This is a genomic window from Streptomyces sp. NPDC059477 (genome assembly GCF_042749375.1).
GTDB lineage: Bacteria > Actinomycetota > Actinomycetes > Streptomycetales > Streptomycetaceae > Streptomyces.
In genome coordinates this window covers 55,250-76,656 of the sequence record NZ_JBHYUG010000035.1, presented here as the reverse complement: position 1 = coordinate 76,656, position 21,407 = coordinate 55,250, and the positions used below count along the sequence as shown (strand labels likewise).

The 21,407-nt window shown below is 74.8% G+C and carries 10 protein-coding genes; 9 read left to right on the top strand and 1 reads right to left on the bottom strand.

The window, feature by feature from the left end; genetic code table 11:
• Positions 1 to 144: 144 nt before the first annotated feature.
• Positions 145 to 1,155 carry a type I glyceraldehyde-3-phosphate dehydrogenase gene (gene gap / locus ACFXAZ_RS19420; protein WP_384592303.1) on the bottom strand — a complete coding sequence of 337 codons (1,011 nt, stop codon included), beginning with the start codon at positions 1,153 to 1,155 and terminating at the stop codon, positions 145 to 147.
• Positions 1,156 to 1,914: 759 nt separating this feature from the next.
• Between gap and ACFXAZ_RS19415 the strand changes: the two genes are divergently transcribed.
• From ACFXAZ_RS19415 to ACFXAZ_RS19375, 9 genes are all read left to right on the top strand, one after another.
• A complete protein-coding gene (locus tag ACFXAZ_RS19415; protein WP_384592300.1) occupies positions 1,915 to 2,811 on the top strand; it encodes a proline iminopeptidase-family hydrolase in 897 nt (298 codons plus the stop codon).
• 114 nt (positions 2,812 to 2,925) lie between these two features.
• Positions 2,926 to 3,861 (top strand): ACP S-malonyltransferase, encoded by a 936-nt coding sequence (locus ACFXAZ_RS19410; protein WP_384592298.1) that lies wholly within the window; start codon positions 2,926 to 2,928, stop codon positions 3,859 to 3,861.
• Between the two features lie 22 nt (positions 3,862 to 3,883).
• Positions 3,884 to 4,135 carry an acyl carrier protein gene (locus tag ACFXAZ_RS19405; RefSeq protein ID WP_384592295.1) on the top strand — a complete coding sequence of 84 codons (252 nt, stop codon included), beginning with the start codon at positions 3,884 to 3,886 and terminating at the stop codon, positions 4,133 to 4,135.
• Between the two features lie 13 nt (positions 4,136 to 4,148).
• The gene (locus tag ACFXAZ_RS19400; RefSeq protein ID WP_384592293.1) at positions 4,149 to 5,726 is read left to right on the top strand and encodes an amino acid adenylation domain-containing protein; all 1,578 of its coding nucleotides are present in this window, start codon (positions 4,149 to 4,151) and stop codon (positions 5,724 to 5,726) included.
• Positions 5,723 to 7,249 carry an AMP-binding protein gene (locus ACFXAZ_RS19395; protein ID WP_384592291.1) on the top strand — a complete coding sequence of 509 codons (1,527 nt, stop codon included), beginning with the start codon at positions 5,723 to 5,725 and terminating at the stop codon, positions 7,247 to 7,249. Before ACFXAZ_RS19400 ends, ACFXAZ_RS19395 begins: the two co-directional genes overlap by 4 nt.
• The gene (locus tag ACFXAZ_RS19390) at positions 7,246 to 8,481 is read left to right on the top strand and encodes a type III PLP-dependent enzyme (RefSeq protein ID WP_384592289.1); all 1,236 of its coding nucleotides are present in this window, start codon (positions 7,246 to 7,248) and stop codon (positions 8,479 to 8,481) included. Before ACFXAZ_RS19395 ends, ACFXAZ_RS19390 begins: the two co-directional genes overlap by 4 nt.
• Positions 8,478 to 8,948, top strand: coding sequence for a cobalamin B12-binding domain-containing protein (locus tag ACFXAZ_RS19385; protein ID WP_384592286.1), 471 nt, complete (start codon positions 8,478 to 8,480; stop codon positions 8,946 to 8,948). The genes ACFXAZ_RS19390 and ACFXAZ_RS19385 overlap by 4 nt, the downstream gene beginning before the upstream one ends.
• Positions 8,945 to 10,234, top strand: a complete 1,290-nt coding sequence (locus ACFXAZ_RS19380) for a methylaspartate mutase (protein ID WP_384592283.1) — start codon at positions 8,945 to 8,947, stop codon at positions 10,232 to 10,234. The genes ACFXAZ_RS19385 and ACFXAZ_RS19380 overlap by 4 nt, the downstream gene beginning before the upstream one ends.
• A gap of 124 nt (positions 10,235 to 10,358) precedes the next feature.
• Positions 10,359 to 21,341, top strand: coding sequence for an SDR family NAD(P)-dependent oxidoreductase (locus ACFXAZ_RS19375; protein ID WP_384592280.1), 10,983 nt, complete (start codon positions 10,359 to 10,361; stop codon positions 21,339 to 21,341).
• The last annotated feature ends 66 nt before the right edge of the window (positions 21,342 to 21,407 follow it).

The following is a 21,407-nucleotide window of genomic DNA, read 5'->3' as shown; positions in this document are numbered from 1 at the left end:
CGGGGGGGCCCGGCCCTCCCCCGGGTGTCCCGCCCCCCCCCGCCCCCCCCCCGGGCCCGCGGCGCCCCGTGGGGGCCCGGCGACGCCATGGGGCGGGGCGGCTCCCGGTGCGACCCGTTACCGGCCCCTTCACGTTTCGCGGCGTCAGGCCGCCGCGCCCCCGACCAGCCGGGTCGTGTCGACGAGGCGGTTGGAGAAGCCCCACTCGTTGTCGTACCAGCCGAAGATGTGCACGTGACGTCCCTCGATGACCTGGGTGAGCAGGGAGTCGAAGATGCACGACGCCGGGTCCCGGACGATGTCCGCCGAGACGACCGGGTCCGCGGTGTAGCGCAGGATCCGCGACAGCTCTCCCTCGGCCGCCTTGCGGAACAGCGAGTTGACCTCGTCCACCGTCGTCTCGCGGTTCACCCGGACGGTCAGGTCGGTGAGCGAGCCGACGGGGACGGGAACCCGCACCGAGTACCCGTCGAGCTTGCCCTGGAGGGTGGGGAGCACGAGGCCGATCGCACTGGCGGCGTTGGTGGTGGTCGGGATGGTGCTGAGGTTGGCCGCGCGGGCGCGCCGGGGGTCGGGGTGCGGGCCGTCCTGGAGGTTCTGGTCCTGCGTATAGGCGTGGATCGTGGTCATGGTGCCGTGCTCGATGCCGAGCCCGTCATCGAGGACCTTGGCCATGGGCGCCAGGCAGTTCGTCGTACATGAGGCGTTGGAGACGATCGTGTGCTGCTCGGCGTCGTACAGGTGGTCGTTGACACCCATGACGAGGGTGAGGTCCGCGTTCTTCGCCGCGGCGGAGACGACGACCTTCTCGGCCCCGGCGTCGATGTGCCCCCGGGCCTTGGCGGCGTCGTTGAACACGCCCGTCGACTCGATGACAACGTTGACACCGAGGCGGCGCCAGGGCAGCTGCCCCGGGTCACGCTCGCTGAGGACCTCGATCACGGTGTCCCCGACCCTGATCGACGAGCCTTCCGCCACCACCTGCTGCGGCAGCACCCCGTACACGCTGTCGTACTTCAGCAGGTTCGCCAGGGTCTGCGCGTCGGCCAGGTCGTTGACGGCGGCCACCCGGATGTCGGCGCCGGACGCGAGCAGGGCGCGGAAGTAGCCACGGCCGATGCGGCCGAAGCCATTGATTCCCACAGTGATTGTCATGATTCCCGTCCTTGGTACTGGGAGCCTCGCAGCGCTGGCTGCGGGGGTGTCGTGCTCGGTAGACGGCGGTGTCTCCTCGCGCAAAAGGATATCGCCCGGCACCGTGACGATGCGCGGCGGGCGCCGCCTCGGCGGGGCGCCGGGTTTCGCCGAAGGAGCTGTCGCGCCGCACAGCGGCCCAGGACGCGGCGGGCCGAGGGCGGCGGGCGGACAGGGGTTCGCGTCGATGGCCTCCCGTGGCCGGCCGATCAGATGCCGGGTGAGGGGGGCGTGCCCCAACTGCCCTGTCCATCACGGAAAATGGCGCGGAATCTACTCGCGCGCGCCAGCGGGGCTCCCCGCGCTCGGTGAGCCCCGGACCGCTGACCCCGGTGACGACCCGGTGGCGGCCTCAAGGGCGACAGCCGGGGATCGTCGCGCCCGCGCCGGTTCCGCCGGCGGATACCCCGAGGTGCCGCTGGATCCAGCCATCTCGCCGGGTGCCACGCCCGCCCAGATGGATTGCATGAGCAAATAGGCGTGCCTGATTTCATACGCTCCCCGGCCAAGCCCCGCCGGGGACGGTGAGCGAAGGACGGAGGGGTAACCGGGCTGCCCTTAGGGGCAGTTAGGGGTCCGGCGGTGGCGCGGCGGCCGTTAGCGTCGGCAGCGGACCACGGCAGAGACACGGACCGCCCACACTTCCGGCTCGCCGGTCCCGGACGGCACTGTCGCCGCACCGCGCCCGAGGCCGAGCAGAGGTGAGCAGAGGTGATCCGTGTGGCCCCCACCCCCCATGTGAAGGGCACCGTTCCCTTCGGGGAGCACCGCACCTGGTACCGGGTGACCGGCCGGACCGGCGCCGGACGCCCCGCGCTCGTCGTCGTGCACGGCGGCCCCGGCAGCACCCACGACTATCTGCTGCCCCTGGCCCGCCTCGCCGACGACGGCTGGCCCGTCGTGCACTACGACCAGCTCGGCAACGGCGGCTCCACCCACCTCCCCGGCAAGGACACCGGCTTCTGGACCGTCGAGCTGTTCGAGGCGGAACTCGCCAATCTGATCCGGGAACTGGGCATCGGCGACGACTATGTGCTGTTCGGTCAGTCCTGGGGCGGCCCCCTGTGCGCCCGGCACGCCATGACCGGCCCGCCCGGCCTGCGCGGACTGGTCATCGCCAACGCGCCGGCCTCGTACCCGATCTGGCTGACGGAGATGGCCCGGCTGCGGGCCGCGCTCCCGCCCGATGTCCAGCGGACCCTGCTGCGGCACGAGGCGGCCGGCACCTACGACAGCGACGAGTACCACGCCGCCATGCGGGTCTTCTACGACCGCCATGTGTGCCGGCTGACGCCCTGGCCGCGCGACTTCCTGTCCTCCTTCATGGAGATCTACAACGACCCGACCGTCTACTACGCGATGAACGGGCCCACCGAGTTCCATGTCATCGGCTCCCTCAAGGACTGGTCGATCGTCGGCGAACTGCACCGGATCAGCACCCCGACCCTGCTGATCAGCGGCCGGTACGACGAGGCCACCCCGGCCGTCGTCCAGCCCTACCACGACGAGATCCCCGGGGCCCGCTGGGAGATCTTCGAGGAGTCCAGCCACCTGCCGCACCTGGAGGAACCCGAACGGTTCTTCGCGGTGCTGACCGAATTCCTGAAGAGCCTGTGACCTCATCCCAAGGGCCTGTGACCTCATCCCAAAGGTCTGCGAGGGGCCGCGAACCGGTCTCAAGGCCCCGCGACCCATGGCCTGACCACCGTGAAAGGGGGCGGGGAATCCGCCATGGCACCCGACACCGCTCTCGTCTTCCCCGGCATGGGCCCCGTCCCGTTCGCCGAGGTGGGCCGGTTCATGGTGGCCAGCCCCTACGCCCGCGACCTGGTGGCCCTCGCCGACGAAACCCTGGGCTACTCCCTGGTGGACGCCTTCCGCCGGTCCGAGGACGTCTACTCGGAGGCCGCCCAGGTCGCGTTCCTGGTGAACTGCCTGGCCTGCGCCCACTGGGCCCACGACCACCTGGACGTGACACCCGGCATCGTCGCCGGGCCGAGCTTCGGCGAGAAAGCGGTCCTCGCCCACACCGGCGCGCTGGACCTGCCGGACGCGATCCGGCTGACCGCGGAGATCGCCCGCTGCCTTGAGGAGTACTTCGCCGCCGAGCACCGGGACATCGTCACCCTGTCCTTCGCACGGGCCCCGCGCGAGGGGCTGGACGCGCTGCTGGCCGAACTGGACGCGGCGGGGGAGTGGCACGAGTTCTCCTGCCACATCGACGACGGCTTCCACATGGTGTCCCTGTCCGAACGCCGGGAGGAGTGGCTGCGGGACGGGCTGCGGGCCATCGGCAGCCTGCCGCTGTACACCATGCGGCCCCCCCTGCACGCCTCCGTGTTCCGCCCGCTGCGCGACAAGGCCGCCCGCGAGGTGATCTCCCGCTACTCCTTCGCCGACCCCGGCCTGCCCGTCGTCGCCGACCAGGACGGCAGGCTGCTGCACACCGGGGAAGAGCTGCGCACCATGCTCCTCGACAGCTTCGACCACCCCATGGACTGGCCGGCCGTCACCCGGGCCCTCAAGGACGCCGGAGTACGCCGGATGTGCGTCGCCGGACCGGACAGCCTCTTCGGCCGGGTGCCCTGCGCGACCCGCACCTTCGAGATCGTCGCCGCGGCGCCGCGGCTCGCGATGACCCCCCGGCGCCGTTCCCGCGCCGCCTGACCCCCACCCCCTGGAGGCCCTCATGTGGGACGCCCCGTTCGAGCAGATACTCCGCACCTTCCTGCCGTTCCTCCCGCCGCACGAGGAACTGGACCCGGACACCGAACTCAAGGACCTCGGCCTGGACTCGCTCGGCACGGTCCAGCTGCTCGGCACCCTGGAGGAGACCTACGAGGTCCGCTTCCGCGACAGCGCGCTGACCATGGACACCTTCCGCACCCCCCGCGTGCTGTGGGACACCGTGCACGGCATGCTGCACCCCGCCGCGAGCTGACGGGACCGCCACCGTGGATCCCACCTCGGACGGCACGCTGTCCGCCCGGTTCGCACGCGGCCTGGCCCTCGCCCCGGACCGGCCCGCCCTGCACGCCGACGGCGTCACCACCACCTACCGCGAGCTGCACGAACGCGCCCTGCTGCTGGCCGGCTCCGTACGGGCCGCCCTCCCCGACCCGGCCCCCGCCCTGGGCGTACTGGCCGGCAAGGGACCCACCGCCTACGCCGCCCTGCTGGCCGGCCTGTACAGCGGGCTCACCGTCGTCCCGCTCCAGCCGGCCTTCCCCGCGGCCCGCACCCGGCAGATGATCGAGGCCGCGGGCGTCGGCGCCCTGCTCGCCGACGACGACGCCCGCCCCGCCCTGACCGCCCTGCACACCGCCGGGGTCACCCTGCCGACGCTGTTCGCGCCCGGCGGCCAGCCCCTGCCCGCGCTCCCCGTCGACCCGGACAGCGCCCTGAAGACCCCCCAGCCCGCCCGGCCCACCGACCTCGCCTATGTGCTGTTCACCTCCGGCTCCACCGGCCGGCCCAAGGGCGTACCGGTCACCCACGCCAACACCGCCCACTACTTCGGCCTGCTCGACGCGCGCTACGACTTCGGCCCGCACGACGTCTTCTCGCAGACCTTCGACCTGAACTTCGACTGCGCGATGTTCGACCTGTTCTGCGCCTGGGGCGCGGGCGCCGCCGTCGTCCCCGTACCGCCCCGGGCGTACGCGCGGCTGCCGGAGTTCGTGGCGCGGCAGGGGCTGACCGTGTGGTTCTCCACGCCCAGCGCGATCACCCTGGTGCGCCGCACCGGCGGCCTCGCGCCCGGGGCCCTGCCGTCGCTGCGCCGGAGCTTCTTCGCGGGGGAGGCGCTCAGCTGCAAGGACGCCGAGGACTGGGCCGCCGCCGCGCCCGGCGCGAGCCTGGACAACCTCTACGGCCCGACCGAACTGACCATCACCGTCGCCGCGCAGCGCTTCACGCCGGGCCGCCAGCCGAACGGCATGGTGCCCATCGGCACCGTCCACGAGGGCCACGAAACCCTGCTCCTGGACCCGTCCGGCCGGCCCACCGGCTGTGACGAGGGCGAGCTGTGCGTCGCCGGGCCCCAGCTGACCCCCGGCTACCTCGACCCGGCCGACGACACCGGACGCTTCCTGCACCACGACGGCCGGCGCTACTACCGCACCGGGGACCGGGTGCGGCGGGCCGAGGGCGGCGGCTGGCACTACCTGGGCCGCCAGGACGCGCAGGTCCAGGTGCACGGCGTCCGCGTGGAACTCGCCGAGATCGACGCCGCCGTGCGCACCTGCCCCGGCGTCGAGGACGCCGTCACCGTGGCGGTGCCCGTCGACGGCACCGTCGAACTCGCCGTCTTCCACACCGGCACCCCGCTGCCCGCCGCCCGGCTCGCCCGCCATCTGCGCGAACTGCTGCCCGCCGCGGTCCTCCCGCGCGCCTTCCACCACCTGGACGCGCTTCCGCTCAACGCCAACCGCAAGACCGACCGCAGGACACTCGCCTCCCGGGCCACGGCCGTACGGCAGAGCGCCGGGGCCGCCGGGAGCACACACGAAAGGCGGCAGGAGTCGCAGTGAACGGTCAACCGACAGCGCGGGCCCGCACCGACGCCCGCGTGCACGACCTGCTGGACGAGGCCACCGCCGGACATCCCGACGCCCCCGCGGTCTCCGACGCCGCCGGCCGCTGGACCTACCGGGAGCTGACCGCCCACAGCCACGCCGCCGACGCCTGGCTCGACGGGCAGGGCATCGGCCACGGCGACCGGGTCCTGGTCCAGCTGCCCAGCACCCGCGAGCTGGTCGCCCTGATGTACGGTGCCGCCCGCCGCGGCGCCGTCCTGGTCCCCGTCAACACCGGCATGAAGGACTACCACCTCAAGGCGGTCCTGAAGAACGCCGAGCCCTCCCTCGTCCTCGTCACCGACCCCGCCGTCGACCGGATCACCGCCCTCGCGGACGGCGTCCCCGTCCTCGGCCTCGGCGCGGTGTGGCAGCGGATCACCGCCCTGGCCGAGCGCGGCGTACGCGCCCGCGAGACACGGGTGACCGCCGACGACATCGCCGTCCTCGTCTACACCTCCGGCTCGACCGCCACCCCGAAAGCGGTGATCTGCCCGCACGGCCGGATGGTCTTCGCCACCGAGGCCATCAACCTCGAACTCGGCTACCGCCCCGACGACGTGGTGTTCTGCCGCTTCCCGATCTCCTGGGACTACGGCCTGTACAAGGTGCTGCTCACCGCGGCCGGCCACAGCGAACTCGTGCTCGCCGACGGCGAGTCCGATCTGGTGCTGCTGCGCCGCATCCGCGAGACCGGCGCCACCGTCGTACCGATCGTGCCGTCGCTGGCCACCATGATCTGCGCGCTCGCCGAACGCGAGCCGGACCGGCGCTCGCGGGTGCGGATGTTCACCAACACCGGGGCCGCCCTGCCCAAGTCCACCGCCGACGGGCTGCGCACCGCGTTCCCGGGCGCGCAGGTGGTGATCCAGTTCGGGCAGACCGAGTGCAAGCGGGTCTCCGTGCTGCCGCCCGCCCACCAGGACGCCAAACCCGACTCCGTGGGCCGTCCGCTGCCCGGCACCCGCGCCTTCGTCGTCGACGACCGGGGCGAGGCGCTGCCGCCCTGGGAGACCGGCGAGATCGTGGTCGAGGGCCCGCACGTCATGCCCGGCTACTGGCGCGCCCCGCAGCAGACCGCGCACGCCTTCCGCCCCGCCCCGGACGGCGGACTCAGGCTCCACACCGGCGACTTCGGCCACGTCGACGACGACGGCTTCCTCTACTACGAGGGCCGCCGCGACGACATGTTCAAACACAAGGGCGTACGCGTGAGCACCACCGAGATCGAGAGCGCCGCCACCGACATCCCCGGCGTCCGCGCCGCCGCCGTCCTGCCCCCCGACGGGGACCGCGACCTCGCGGTGTTCGTGGCGGGCGACATCGACCCGCACACCCTCCTCAAGGAACTGTCGCTGCGGCTGGAGAGCGCCAAGGTGCCCGGCGTGAGCCGGGTCGTGGCCGAACTGCCGCTCACCGCGCACGGCAAGCACGACCGCAAGCGGCTCGCCCTGCTCCTGGAAGGAACCACCCCGTGACCGGCCCCGCCGAACTGGCGGAGCGCTTCGGCACCCCGTCCTACGTCTACGACCTGGACCGGGTGGCCCGGGCCCGCGCCGATCTGTTCGCCGCCCTGCCCGCCGGGGTCGAGGTGTTCTACGCCGCCAAGGCCAACCCGCACCCCGAACTGCTGCGCGAACTGCGCACCGGCGGCTGCCACGCCGAGATCAGCTCGGTCGGCGAACTCGACGCCGCGCTGCTCGCCGGCTTCCCGGGCGACCGGATCCTCTACACCGGCCCCGGCAAGACCGCCGAGGAACTCACCGAGGCGCTGACCCGGGGTGTCCGCCTGTTCTCCACGGAGTCCCTGGGCGATCTGCGCCGGGTCGGCGAGACGGCCCGCAAGACCGGGGTGACCGCGGACTGCCTGCTCCGCGTCAACCACGCCACGGGCGCCGCCGCCACCAGCATCCGGATGACCGGCGTGCCCTCCCAGTTCGGCTTCGACAGCGAGACCCTGCCCGGCCTCGCCGCCGACCTGCGCGAGGTGCCCGGCACCCGGATCGCCGGACTGCACTTCTTCCCGCTGAGCAACGCCAAGGACGAGGCCGGGCTCATCGCCGAGTTCCGGCACACCGTCGCCGCCGCGGCCACCCTCCAGCGGGACCTCGGCGTCACCTTCCGGCTCCTGGACATCGGCGGCGGATTCGCCGCCCCCTACGCCGTGCGGGGCGACCGGCCCGTATACGGCCCGCTGCGCGACGCCCTCACCGACGCGCTGGACGAGCACTTCCCCGACTGGCGCGACGGCGCCCCGCGCATCGCCTGCGAGTCCGGGCGCTATCTGGTCGCCGACAGCGGCACCCTGCTCACCAGCGTCGTCAACGTCAAGGACAGCCGGGGCCAGCGCTACGCCGTCCTCGACGCCGGCATCAACACCTTCGGCGGCATGTCGGGCCTGGGCCGCATCATGCCCGTCACCGTCGAGCCCCACGAGTCGGCGGGCCCCGGCGGCGGCCCCCTCACCCATCTCGCCGGACCGCTGTGCACCCCCGGCGACCTCCTCGGCCGCAACGTCCCGCTGCCCGGCGCCGCCCCCGGCGACCTGCTCACCGTGCCCAACGCCGGCGCCTACGGCCCCACCGCCAGCCTGCTGATGTTCCTCGGCAGACCCGCCCCCGCCGAGATCGTGGTCCGCGGCGACACCCTCGTCTCCGTCTCCCGCATCCGGCACCAGCGCACCTACGACCACGGACAGGCCCCCCGATGACCACCCTCACGACCTCCGGCACGACCATGACCTCCCCCACCCCCGGCGGCCGGCCCGTGATCGTGGCCGGCGGCATCTCCGACTCCCACACCTGGAACCTGGTCTACCTCCAGCTCCTGCTGGAGGAGCACGGCCACCGGGTCGTCAACCTCGGCCCCTGCGTCCCCGAGAACCTGCTGATCGCCGAGGCCCTCGACCACCACCCGGCCCTCATCGTCGTCAGCAGCGTCAACGGCCACGGCTACCACGACGGCATGCGCACCGTCACCCGGCTGCGCGAACACCCCGAACTGGCCGCCGTACCCGCCGTCATCGGCGGCAAGCTCGGCATCTGCGGCCCCTGCGGCGACGAGGAGAGTGTGGCACTGCGCGCCGCCGGGTACGACGCCGTCTTCGACGACAGCGCCGACGGCGTCGCCACCTTCACCCGGATGCTCGCCACCCTGCCGCAGCGGGCCCTGGTGTGACCGGCACCGGGTTCGGCGCCTTCGTGCGCCGGGCTCACGACGCGGGCCATCTGGTGGTCCAGCCCCGGATGGGCATGAGCGGCCCCGACGCGATGCGCGCCGGACTGCTCGCCACCCGCGACGCCGCCGCCACCACCGTCGGCACGATCACCCTGGACAGCTACACCCGGGTCGGCGACCTGGAGTCGGCCCGGCTCGCCGTCCTGGAGGGCGTCGCCCTCAACGGCTACCCGATCGTCAGCCACCCGGCGGCCACCACCCGAGGCGTGCTCGACGGCGTCCACGGCCCCGGCTTCCCGGTCCAGGTCCGGCACGGCTCCGCCGCCCCCCAGGACATCTTCCGGGCCCTGCGTGCCGTCGGACTCGACGCCTCCGAGGGCGGCCCCATCTCCTACTGCCTGCCCTACGGCCGGGTCCCGCTGCGCGAGTCCGTCGCGCACTGGGCCGCGTCCTGCGAACTGCTCGCCGCCGCGCGCGGGCCGGGCACCGAACCGCACCTGGAGACCTTCGGCGGCTGCGTCCTCGGCCAGCTCTGCCCGCCCGGCCTGCTCGTCGCCGTCAGCGTCCTGGAGGGCCTGTTCTTCCACCGGCACGGCATCCGCAGCATCTCCCTGAGCTACGCCCAGCAGACCGACCCCCGCCAGGACGCCGAAGCGGTCGCCGCCCTGCGCGGCCTGTGCGCCAGACTGCTGCCGGACACCGACTGGCACATCGTCATCTACGCGTACATGGGACTGTTCCCGGAAACCGCCCCCGGCGCCTACCGGCTGCTCGGAACAGCCGCCCAACTCGCCGTCGCCAGTGGCTCGGAACGGCTCATCGTGAAAACCGTCGCGGAATCCCGCCGCATTCCCACGGTCACCGAGAACATCACCGCCCTCGAATACGCGGCGGCGGTCGCCCACCGCACGGACCGCGCCCCGCTCGACGGCACCCGCACCCAGACCTACGCCGAGGCGTCCGCGCTCATCGAAGCGGTCCTGGCCCTGGACGACGACCTCGGCACGGCACTGCTCACGGCCTTCTCCGAGGGCCTGCTCGACGTCCCCTACTGCCTGCACCCGGACAACGCCGGACGCACCCGCAGCTACATCGACGCGGGCGGTCGCCTGTGCTGGGCCGACATCGGGAAGATGCCGCTGACCGGCATCGCCGACGTACGCCCGGCCCAGGCCATCACCTCCGCCGGGCTGCTCGATTCGCTGTCCCATGTCCGCCGTTCGTACGACCACCGCGGCCCCGGGGACCCCTGGCCGTCGCAGGTGCCCGCCCCTAGGGGTGCTTAAGGGTGTGGCCCTTCCGGGGCCGTCACTACGGTGAGGAAAAAGCGGAAAGGCACGGGAAGAAGTGCGGGGAAAGGCGACGGGAAAGGTGGGGAGAACCGTGTCGGCGAAGAGTGGAGACGCGTGGATGAACGGGCCCGGATCCGAATCGGCTCTGGCCCGCCGGCTCGCCGCGGCCCCGCCGTCGACGCACCGCAGAACGGTGACCGAGCTGGTGCGCACGGCCGTCGCCGAGGCGATCGAAGCGGCCCGGCCGGGCACCACGGACGCCATCGACCCGTCCGCCCCCTTCGCCGCGCAGGGGCTCGACTCGCTCGCCGCGCTCGACCTGCACCGGCGCCTCACCGAACGCACCGGCCTGGACCTGCCCGCGGGCATCGCCTATGACTGCCCCACCGTGCGCGAACTGGCCGCCCGGCTGCTCGCCGAGGTGCACGGCGACCCCGACCCGCCCGCCCGGCCCGCCACCGTCCGCGCCGCCGAGGAACCGGTCGCCGTCGTCGGCATCGGTTGCCGCTTCCCCGGCGGCATCTCCTCACCCGCCGACCTGTGGCGACTGCTGACCGAGGGCGGCGAGGTGCTCTCCGGCTTCCCGCACGATCGCGGCTGGGACCTGACCGCCCTCTACGACGAGGACCCCGAGGTCCCCGGCAGCACCTACGTCCGCGACGGCGGATTCCTCGATACGGCCACCGAGTTCGACGCCGACTTCTTCGGCATCAGCCCCCGGGAATCGCTCGGCATGGACCCCCAGCAGCGCCTCGTCCTGGAGACGTCCTGGCACGCCCTGGAGGACGCCGGCATCGACCCCACCACCCTGCGCGGCACAGCGGCCGGCATGTTCTTCGGCGCCGAGGTCCAGGAGTACGGGCCGCGCCTGCACGACGCCCCCGACGGCCTCGACGCCCACCTGCTCGCCGGGAACGCCGCCAGCGTCATCTCCGGCCGGGTCGCCTATGTGCTGGGCGCCGAAGGACCGGCCGTCACCGTCGACACCGCCTGCTCCGCCTCCCTGGTCGCCGTCCATCTGGCCTGCCGCTCCCTGCGCGACGGCGAATCCTCGCTGGCCCTCGCGGGCGGCGTCGCCGTGATGGGCGGCCCCGGCGTGTTCACCGCCTTCAGCAGACAACGGGGTCTCGCGCCCGACGGCCGCTGCAAGGCGTTCGCCGCCGCCGCCGACGGCACCGGGTTCGCCGAGGGCGTCGGCGTCCTCGTCCTGGAACGGCTCTCCGACGCCCGCCGCAACGGCCACCGGGTCCTGGCCGTGGTACGCGGCTCCGCCGTCAACCAGGACGGCGCCTCCAACGGCCTCACCGCCCCGAGCGGCACCGCCCAGCAGCGGCTCATCCGGCACGCCCTCGCCGACGCCGGGCTCACCGCCGCCGACGTGGACATGGTCGAGGCCCACGGCACCGGTACCAGGCTCGGCGACCCCATCGAGGCCACCGCCCTGCTCGCCACCTACGGCCGCGACCGCCCCGACCACGCCCCGCTGCTGCTGGGCTCCGTGAAGTCCAACCTCGGACACACCCAGGCCGCCGCCGGAGCCGCCGGGCTCATCAAGGCGATCCTCGCCATGGAGCACGGCGAGATACCCGCGACCCTGCACATCGACACACCCACCCCGCACGTCGACTGGTCATCGGGAGCCGTCCAGCTCGTCACCGCGCCCCGCGCCTGGCCCGACACCGGCCGGGCCCGCCGCGCGGGCGTCTCCTCCTTCGGCGTCAGCGGCACCAACGCCCACGTCATCGTGGAACGCCCCGAGCAGGTGGAGCCCGACGGGCCGCAAACCCCCGACGGCGGCTCCGACGCCCGGCACGCCCCTGCCCTTCTCCCCTTCGCCCTCTCCGCGCGGGGCGAGGCCGCGCTACGGGCCCGCGCCGCCGACCTCCTGACCGTCGCCGACGCGGCGGCACCGCTCGACCTCGCCCACACCCTCGCCACCACCCGCGCCGCCCTCCCCGACCGGGCCGTCCTGGTGGCCGCCGACCGCGCGGAACTGCGTACCGCCCTGCACGACCTGGCCACCGGCACCACGCCCCTCGGCGACCGCGCCGACGGCGAACTCGGCTTCCTCTTCACCGGCCAGGGCAGCCAGCGCCCCGGCATGGGACGCGAACTCGCCGCCGAACATCCGGTGTTCGCCGCCGCCCTCGACGACATCTGCGCGCACTTCGACCTGCAACTCGCCCGCCCCCTCGCAGCCGTCCTGTCCGCCCGCCCCGGCACCCCCGACGCCGCGCTCCTGCACCGCACCGAGTACGCGCAACCCGCTCTGTTCGCCGTGGAGGTCGCCCTCCACCACCTCCTCACCAGCTGGGGCCTGACCCCCGACCAGCTCGCCGGACACTCCGTCGGCGAGATCGCCGCCGCCCATGTGGCCGGGGTGCTCACCCTCCAGGACGCCACGATCCTCGTCGCCGCCCGTGGCCGCCTCATGCAGCACCTCCCCGAGGGCGGCGCCATGGTCGCCGTACGCGCCACCGAGGACGACGTGACGCCGCTGCTCACCGCGCGCACCGGCATCGCCGCCGTCAACGGGCCCGCCTCCCTGGTGGTCTCCGGCGACCGGGCCGACGTCGAGCACATCGTCGCCGCACTCGCCGCGCGCGGCCACGACACCAAACGCCTGAACGTCAGTCACGCCTTCCACTCGCCGCTGATGGAACCGATGCTGGACGATTTCCGGCGCGTCGCCCACGTCCTGGACTACGCCGAACCGACCCTGCCCATCGTCTCCACGGTCACCGGCCGGCCCGTCGGCCCCGAACTGCGCGACCCCGAGTACTGGGTGGAGCACGTCCGCGCCCGGGTCCGCTTCCACGACGCCGTGCGCACCCTCACCGACGCGGGCGTACGCACCTTCCTTGAGGTCGGCCCCGACGCCGTGCTGTCCGCCATGGGCCCGGACTGCACCGACGCGCCCGGCACCGCCTTCCTGCCCGTGCTGCGGCGCGAGCGGCCCGAGACCCGCGAGGCGCTCGGCGCGCTCGCCGCCGCCCACGCCCGGGGCGTCCCCGTCGACTGGCGGCGGCACTTCGCCGCGCTCGGCGGCCACCGCGTCGACCTGCCCGGCTACCCCTTCCAGCGCCGCCGCTTCTGGCTGGCGCAGCGCACCGGCACCGACGCCACCGGCCTGGGCCAGCTGCCCGCCGGGCACCCGCTGCTGGGGGCCGTCGTCGCCGTCGGCGCCGAGGGCGTCGTCCTCACCGGACGGCTGTCCCCCCGTACCCAGCCCTGGCTCGCCGACCATGTCATCGCCGGACGCACCCTGCTGCCCGGCACCGCCTTCGTCGAACTCGCCCTGCGTGCCGGGGACCAGGTCGGCGCCGCCGCGCTGGAGGAACTGACCCTCGGCGCCCCGCTCGTGCTGCGCTCCGACGACGATCTCGCCGTCCAGGTCGCCGTGGGCGAACCCGACGCCGACGGCCGCCGCACCCTCACCGTCCACACCCGCGCCGACGAGGCCACCCCCTGGACCCAGCACGCCACCGGAGTCCTCACCGCCACCGCCCCACCGGCGGCCCCCGGCCCGGCCGCCTGGCCGCCGCCCGAGGCCGCCCCCCTCGATGTCACCGACGTCTACCCCGCCCTCGCCGGACAGGGCTACGGGTACGGGCCCGCCTTCCAGGGCCTGCGCGCCGCCTGGCGGCACGGCGACGACGTGTACGCCGACCTCGCCCTGCCCGACGACACCGCCGCCACGGGGGGCGCCTTCGGCCTGCACCCCGCGCTGCTCGACGCCGCCCTGCACGCCGCCGACCTGGACACCCCGCCCCGCCCCGAGGTACTGGTCCCGTTCGCCTGGACCGGCGTCACCCTGCACTCCACGGGCGCCACCGCCCTCCGGGCACGGATCACCCGGCGCGGCGGCGACACCCTCGCCCTGCACCTCACCGACCCGACCGGCGCCCCGGTCGCCACCGTCGAGGGCCTCACCTCCCGCCCGGTACCGGCCACCGACCTCCTGTACGCCGTCCAGTGGTCGCCGCTGCCCCGGCCCGGGACCGCCCCGCCCCTGCGCATCGGGCCGGCGGACGGCGACCCCGCCCGGTCCGACGGCCCCGCACCGGACGCCGCCGTGCACCGCGTGCCCGGCCCCGCCCACGCCGACGCCACCGAGGCGCGCGCCCACGTCCATCACGTGCTGCGCCTGCTCCAGACCTGGCAGCGCGACGCACACCTCTCCGCGACCCGGCTCGTCGTCGTCACCCCGCCGGGCAGCCCCGCCCACGCCGCCGTACGCGCACTGGTCCGCGCCGCCCAGGCGGAGCACCCCGGCCGCTACGTCCTGGTCGAGCACGAGAGCCTGCCCTCCGAGGCCGACGTGCGTGCCGTCCTCGCCACCGGGGAGCCCGAACTGTCCCTCGCGGGCGGCCGGTTCGCCGTACCCCGGCTGACCGCGCACCCCCCGGCCGACCGAGCCCCCGCCGACTGGGGCACCGTCCTGATCACCGGCGGTACCGGCGGCCTCGGCGCGCTGCTCGCCCGGCACCTGGTCCGGACGCACGGCGTGCGCCGGCTCGTGCTCACCGGCCGGCGCGGCAGCGCCCCCGAGCTGAGCGCCGAACTCATTGCGCTGGGCGCCGAGGTGACCGTCGCCGCCTGCGACGCGGGCGACCGCGAGGCGCTGCGCGCGCTGCTCGACGCCCACCCCGTCGACTCCGTCGTGCACGCCGCCGGGACCGTCCGGGACGGCATCGTGGACACCCTCACCGACGCCATGGTCGACGACGTCTTCCACGCCAAGGCCCTCGGCGCCTGGCATCTGCACGAACTGACCCAGGGCCGCGACCTCGCCCACTTCGTGCTGTTCTCCTCCCTCGCCGCCGTCCTGGACGCACCCGGCCAGGGCAACTACGCCGCCGCCAACGCCTACCTCGACGCCCTCGCCGCCCACCGCGCCGCCCTCGGCCTGCCCGCCACCTCCCTGGGCTGGGGACTGTGGGCCACCGGCAGCGGCATGGGCGCCGCCCTGGACGGCCCGGCCCTGGACCGCATCGCCGCCCACGGCCTGCCCGGCCTGTCCGCCGCCCGCTCCCTGGAACTCTTCGACGCCGCCCTGACCTCCCGCGCACCCCACCTGCTGCCCGTGGAGATCGACGCCGCCGCCGTACGCCGCCGCCCCGACGGCGTACCACCCCTGCTGAGCGCCCTCGTCCGCCCGGTCACCCGCCGGGCCGCCGCCCCCACCGCACCCGCCGCCGAGGACACCTTGGCCGCGCTGCCCGCCGCCGATCGCGAGCGCGCCCTGCTGGAGCTGGTGCGCACCGAGGTCGCCGCCGTGCTCCGGCACGACGGGCCGTCCGCCATCGCCCCCGGCCGCGCCTTCACCGACCTCGGCTTCGACTCCCTGGCCGCCGTCGAACTGCGCAACCGCCTGAACACCGCCACCGGACTGCGGCTGCCCGCCACCCTCGTCTTCGACCACCCCACCTCCCGCGCCCTCGCGGACCACATCCACGCCACCGTCTTCGCCCCCGCCGACCGGACCGACCGCGCCGGACGACCCGCCGCCCCGGCCGCGCGCGGCACGGCGGACGACACGGCAGACGACGACGATCCGATCGCCATCGTCGGCATGAGCTGCCGCTACCCCGGCGGGGTCCGCTCCCCGGAGGACCTGTGGCGGCTCGTCGCCGACGGCGTCGACGCGGTCGGCGGCTTCCCGACGGACCGGGACTGGCCCACCGAGGCGCTCTACGACCCGGAGCCGGGCATCCCCGGCCGCACCTACACCCGCGAGGGCTCCTTCCTCTACGACGCGGCCGAGTTCGACGCCGCCTTCTTCGGCATCAGCCCCCGCGAGGCCACCGCCATGGACCCGCAGCAGCGGCTGCTGCTGGAGGTCGCCTGGGAGGCGCTGGAGCGCTCCGCCATCGACCCCAACCGGCTGCGCGGCTCCCGCACCGGGGTGTTCGCGGGCGTCATGTACCACGATTACGGCAGCTGGCTGGCCGAGGTGCCCGAGGATCTCGCCGCCTACCTCGGCAACGGCAGCCTCGGCAGTGTCGTGTCCGGCCGGGTCGCCTACGCGCTGGGCCTGGAGGGACCGGCCGTCACCGTCGACACCGCCTGCTCCTCCTCCCTGGTCACCCTGCATCTGGCGGCGCAGGCGCTGCGGCAGGGCGAGTGCGATCTGGCCCTGGTCGGCGGGGTGACCGTGATGTCCACGCCGGACACCTTCGTGGACTTCGCCCGGCAGCGCGGACTGGCCGCCGATGGCCGCTGCAAGTCCTTCGCCGCCGCCGCCGACGGCACCGGCTGGGGCGAGGGCGCCGGTCTGGTCGTCGTGGAACGGCTGTCCGACGCGCTCCGCAACGGCCATCGCGTCCTCGCCCTGGTACGCGGCTCCGCCGTCAACTCCGACGGCGCCTCCAACGGCCTGACCGCCCCCAACGGGCCCTCCCAGCAACGCGTCATCCGCGCCGCGCTCGCCGCCGCCGGGCTCGCCCCTGCCGACGTCGACGCTGTGGAGGCGCACGGTACGGGGACCACGCTGGGCGACCCGATCGAGGCTCAGGCGCTGCTCGCCACCTATGGGCAGGACCGGCGCGAGCCTCTGTGGCTGGGGTCCGTCAAGTCCAACATGGGCCACACCCAGGCCGCTGCCGGGGTCGCCGGGGTCATCAAGATGGTCATGGCGATGCGGCACGGCAGCCTGCCCCGCACCCTGCACGTGGACGCGCCCTCCCACCAGGTCGACTGGAGCGCGGGTGCCGTCGAACTGCTCACCGCGCACCGAGACTGGCCCGACACCGGCCGGGCCCGGCGCGCGGGAGTGTCCTCCTTCGGCATCAGCGGCACCAACGCCCACGTCATCCTGGAGGAGTTCACCGAGCCGGAGCCCCCGGCGGCCGACCCCGCCACCGCGCCGCCGGTCCTCGCCCTGCCCGTCTCCGCGCGGTCACCCGAGGCCCTGCGGGGTCAGGCCCGCCGGTTGCGCGAGCTGACGGGGGCGGGGTTCGCCGATGGCTCCTTTGGCGGTGGTGTTTCGGCCGGTGTCACGTCTGTCGGTGGTACTTCGACCGATGTCATGCCTGCCGATGTCATGCCTGCCGATGTCATGCCTGCCGATGTCACGCCTGTTGGTGTCACGCCTGTCGGTCTCACGCCTGTTGGTGTCGCCCCTGCCGATGTCACCCCTGTCGGTGTCGCCCCCGCCGGGGTTTCCCTCGCCGACCTCGGTCTCGCCCTGGCCACCACCCGCGCCACCCACCCGCACCGCGCGGTGCTCCTCGCGACCGGCGCCGACCGGGCCGCCGCCGACCATCAGGCCACCGGCCTCCGAGACGCCCTCGACGCCCTGGCCCACGGCACCGAAGCCCCCGGCCTGCTCATCACCGGCTCCGTCACCGACGGCACCCTCGCCTACCTGTTCTCCGGGCAGGGCGCCCAGCGCCCCGGCATGGGCCGCGAGTGGTACGACGCCTTCCCCGTCTACGCCGAGCACTTCGACCGCGCCGCCGCCCTCTTCGACAAGCACCTCGAACGCCCGCTGGCCGACGTCGTCCTCGGCGACGACCCCGGCACCCTGGAGCGGACCGCCTACACCCAGGCCGCCCTGTTCACCACCCAGGTCGCCCTCTACCGGCTGCTGGAGTCCTTCGGACTGCGCCCCGACTGGCTGGCCGGCCACTCCGTCGGCGAGTTCGCCGCCGCGCACGTCGCGGGCGTCTGGTCGCTGCCCGACGCCGTCACCGCCGTCGCCGCCCGGGGCCGGCTGATGCGCGGGCTGCCCGAGGGCGGCGCGATGATCGCCGTACCGGCCGGCGAGGACGAAGTGACCCCGCTGCTGGACGGGCGCTGTGCTCTCGCCGCCGTCAACGGGCCCCGCGCGGTGGTGGTCTCCGGCGACGAGGACGCCGTCACCGAGGTCGCCGCGCACTTCACCGGCACCCGCAGGCTGCGCGTCTCGCACGCCTTCCACTCGCCCCGCGTGGAACCCATGCTGGCCGCGTTCCGCGAGGTCATGACCGGCATCGAGGCGGCGGAACCGGCCGTGCCGATCGTCTCCACCCTCACCGGCGCCCAGGCCACCGCCGCCGAACTCGGCTCCGCCGACTACTGGGTACGCCATGTGCGCGAGACCGTTCGCTTCGCCGACGCCGTCACCACCCTCGCCGCGAAGGGCGCCGACACCTTCCTCGAACTCGGCGCCGCGCCCGTCCTCACCGCCCTGGGCCCGGACATCCTGCCCGACACCCAGGACCCCGCCTTCGTCCCCGCCGCCCGCAAGGACACCCCACCACTCGCCGGGCTGCTCACCGCCCTGGCCACCGTCCACACCCGGGGCCACGACGTCGACTGGTCGGCGCTGTACGGGCCGTACGCGGGCCGCCGCGTCGAGCTGCCCACCTACGCCTTCGACCACCAGCGCCACTGGCTGCCCACCCCGGCGCCCGCCGCCGGGGACGCCGCCGGGCACGGGCTGGCCGCCGCCGGTCATCCGCTGGTCAGCGCCCGCCTCGACCTGCCCGGCGACGCCGGGGTGCTGCTCACCGGCCGGATCTCCACCGCGACCCACCCCGTCCTCGCCGAACACGCCGTGCTGGGCACGGTCCTGGTGCCCGGCGCCGCCCTGGTCGACCTCGCCCTGTACGCCGGACGCCTCACCGACCGCCCCGCCATCGAGGAACTCACCCTCCAGGCCCCGCTGGTGCTGGACCCCGGCGGTGCCGTACGCCTCCAGGTGTCCGCCCGCCCCGACGGCACCGTCGAGATCCACTCCCGCGCCGAGAACGCCCCCGACGCCGAGGACTGGACCCGGCACGCCACCGGCACCCTCACCGGTCCGGCCGCCACCGCCCCCGCGCCCGACGCCGGTGTCTGGCCCCCGCCGGGCGCCACCCCCCTCGACGTCACCGGCCTCTACCCGCGCCTGCACGCCGACGGCTACGACTACGGCCCCGTCTTCCAGGGCGTACGGGCCGCCTGGCGGCACGGGGACACCCTCCTCGCCGACCTCGAACTGCCCGAGGCAGCCGCACCGGACGCCGCCCGGTACGCCCTGCACCCGGCCCTGCTGGACTCCGCCCTGCACGTCACCTCACTGCTGGACGAGGCCGGGGCCGGGGATGCGCCGCCGGCCGGGGGCGTCGCCCTGCCCTTCGCCTGGACCGGCGTCACCCCCCACGCCCAGGGCGCCCGCGCCGCCCGGGTCCGGGTCACCCCCGGCCCCGACGGCACCCGTATCGACCTCACCGACACCGAGGGGCACCCGCTGGCCACCGTCGCGTCGTACGTCACCCGCCCGGTTCCCGCCGACGGGCTCACCGCCCGCCACCGCCCGCTGTACACCCTCACCGACACACCGCTGCCCGAGGCCGCCGGTCACCCCGAGCGGCTCAGCTGGGCCGTCCTCGGCGACGACGACCTCGGTCTCGGCGCCCCGCTGCACCCCGGCCCGGACACGCTCGGCACGCCCGTGCCCGATGTGGTGGTCCTGCCCGTCACCGCCCCGCCCGCCGACGGGGAGCGGCTGCCCGGCGCCGTACGGGCCGCGCTCCGCCGCACCCTGGACACCCTCAAGACGTGGTCGGGCGACGACCGTCACGCCCGCTCGACCCTCGTCGTGCTCACCGGGGGCGGCCTCGCCGATGCCGCCGTGCACGGGCTGGTGCGGGCCGCGCAGGCCGAGGACCCCGGCCGGATCCTCCTCGTCGGCCGGGACCGGCCCGGCGCCCCCGTACCGGACCGGGCCGCGCTCGCCGCCCTCCTCGACGCCGGGGAGCCGGAGCTGCGCTGGCGCGACGGCCGTGCCCACGCCCCCCGGCTGGTCCGCGCCGACCCACCCGGCACCGGGCGTACGGACCGCCCCTGGGGCACCGTCCTGATCACCGGCGGCACCGGCGGCCTCGGCACCCTGGTGGCCCGGCACCTGGCCGCCCGGCACGGCGTCACCCGACTGGTGCTGACCAGCCGCCGCGGCCCCGACGCGCCCGGCGCCGCCGCCCTGCGCGCCGATCTCGTGGCCCTGGGCGCCGAGACGGACATCGTCGCCTGCGACGTCGCCGACCGCGCAGCGCTCGCCGCCCTGCTCACCGCGCACCCCGTCGACTCCGTGGTGCACACCGCCGGAGTCCTCGACGACGGGCTCGTCACCTCGCTCACCCCCGAGCGGCTGGACACCGTGCTCGGACCCAAGGCCGACGCCGCCTGGCATCTGCACGAACTCACCCGGGAGCGCGAGCTGTCCCACTTCGTGCTGTTCTCCTCGGCCGCCGGCACCATCGACGCCTCCGGCCAGGGCAACTACGCCGCCGCCAACGTCCTCCTCGACGCCCTCGCCGCCCACCGGGCCGCCCTCGGCCTGCCCGCCACCTCCCTGGCCTGGGGCCTGTGGTCCGGCGACGGCATGGGCGCGGGCCTGGACCCGGCCGGGACCCAGCGCGTCGAACGCTCCGGCATCGGCGCCCTCGACCCGGAAGAGGGCCTCGCCCTGTTCGACGCCGCCGTGGCCTCCGGCAGCCCCGCCCTGGTCCCCGTACGGCTGGACACGGCGGCCCTGCGCCGACGCGGCGACGACGTTCCGGCCGTCCTGCGCACCCTGGCGGGGGTCGCCTCCCGCGCCCGGCACGACGACCGTCCCCGCACCCTCGCGGAGCAGTTGGCGGCGCTACCCGCCGACGACCACGAGCACGCGGTGCTGGAGGCGGTCCGCGGCGAGGTCGCCGCCGTCCTCGGCCACTCCGGACCCGCCGCCGTCCCGCCCCGCCGCGCCTTCACCGAACTGGGCTTCGACTCGCTCGCCGCGGTCGAACTGCGCAACCGGCTGAACACGGTCAGCGGACTGCGCCTGCCGTCCACCCTGATCTTCGACTACGCCACCCCGGCCGCCCTCGCCGGCCACCTCCTCGAACGCCTGCGCCCCGAGCCCGCAGAGCCCGACGCCGGACCCGGCCCGGACGGCGACGACGATGAGGTGCGCGCCCTGATCTCCGGCATCCCCATCGCCCGGATCCGGGACGCCGGACTCCTGGACAGCCTGCTGAAGCTGACCGAGCGAAGCCCGGCGCCCGCCCCCGCGAACCGGCCCCTGGACATCAAGTCCATGGCGGTCGCCGACCTGGTGCGCGCCGCGCTGGACCGCACGGGCCCGCAATGACCCTCCGGTCACCTCCACCTGACCTCTCACCGACCCTTTCCCCCACTTCTCCATCGCCGCACCGGC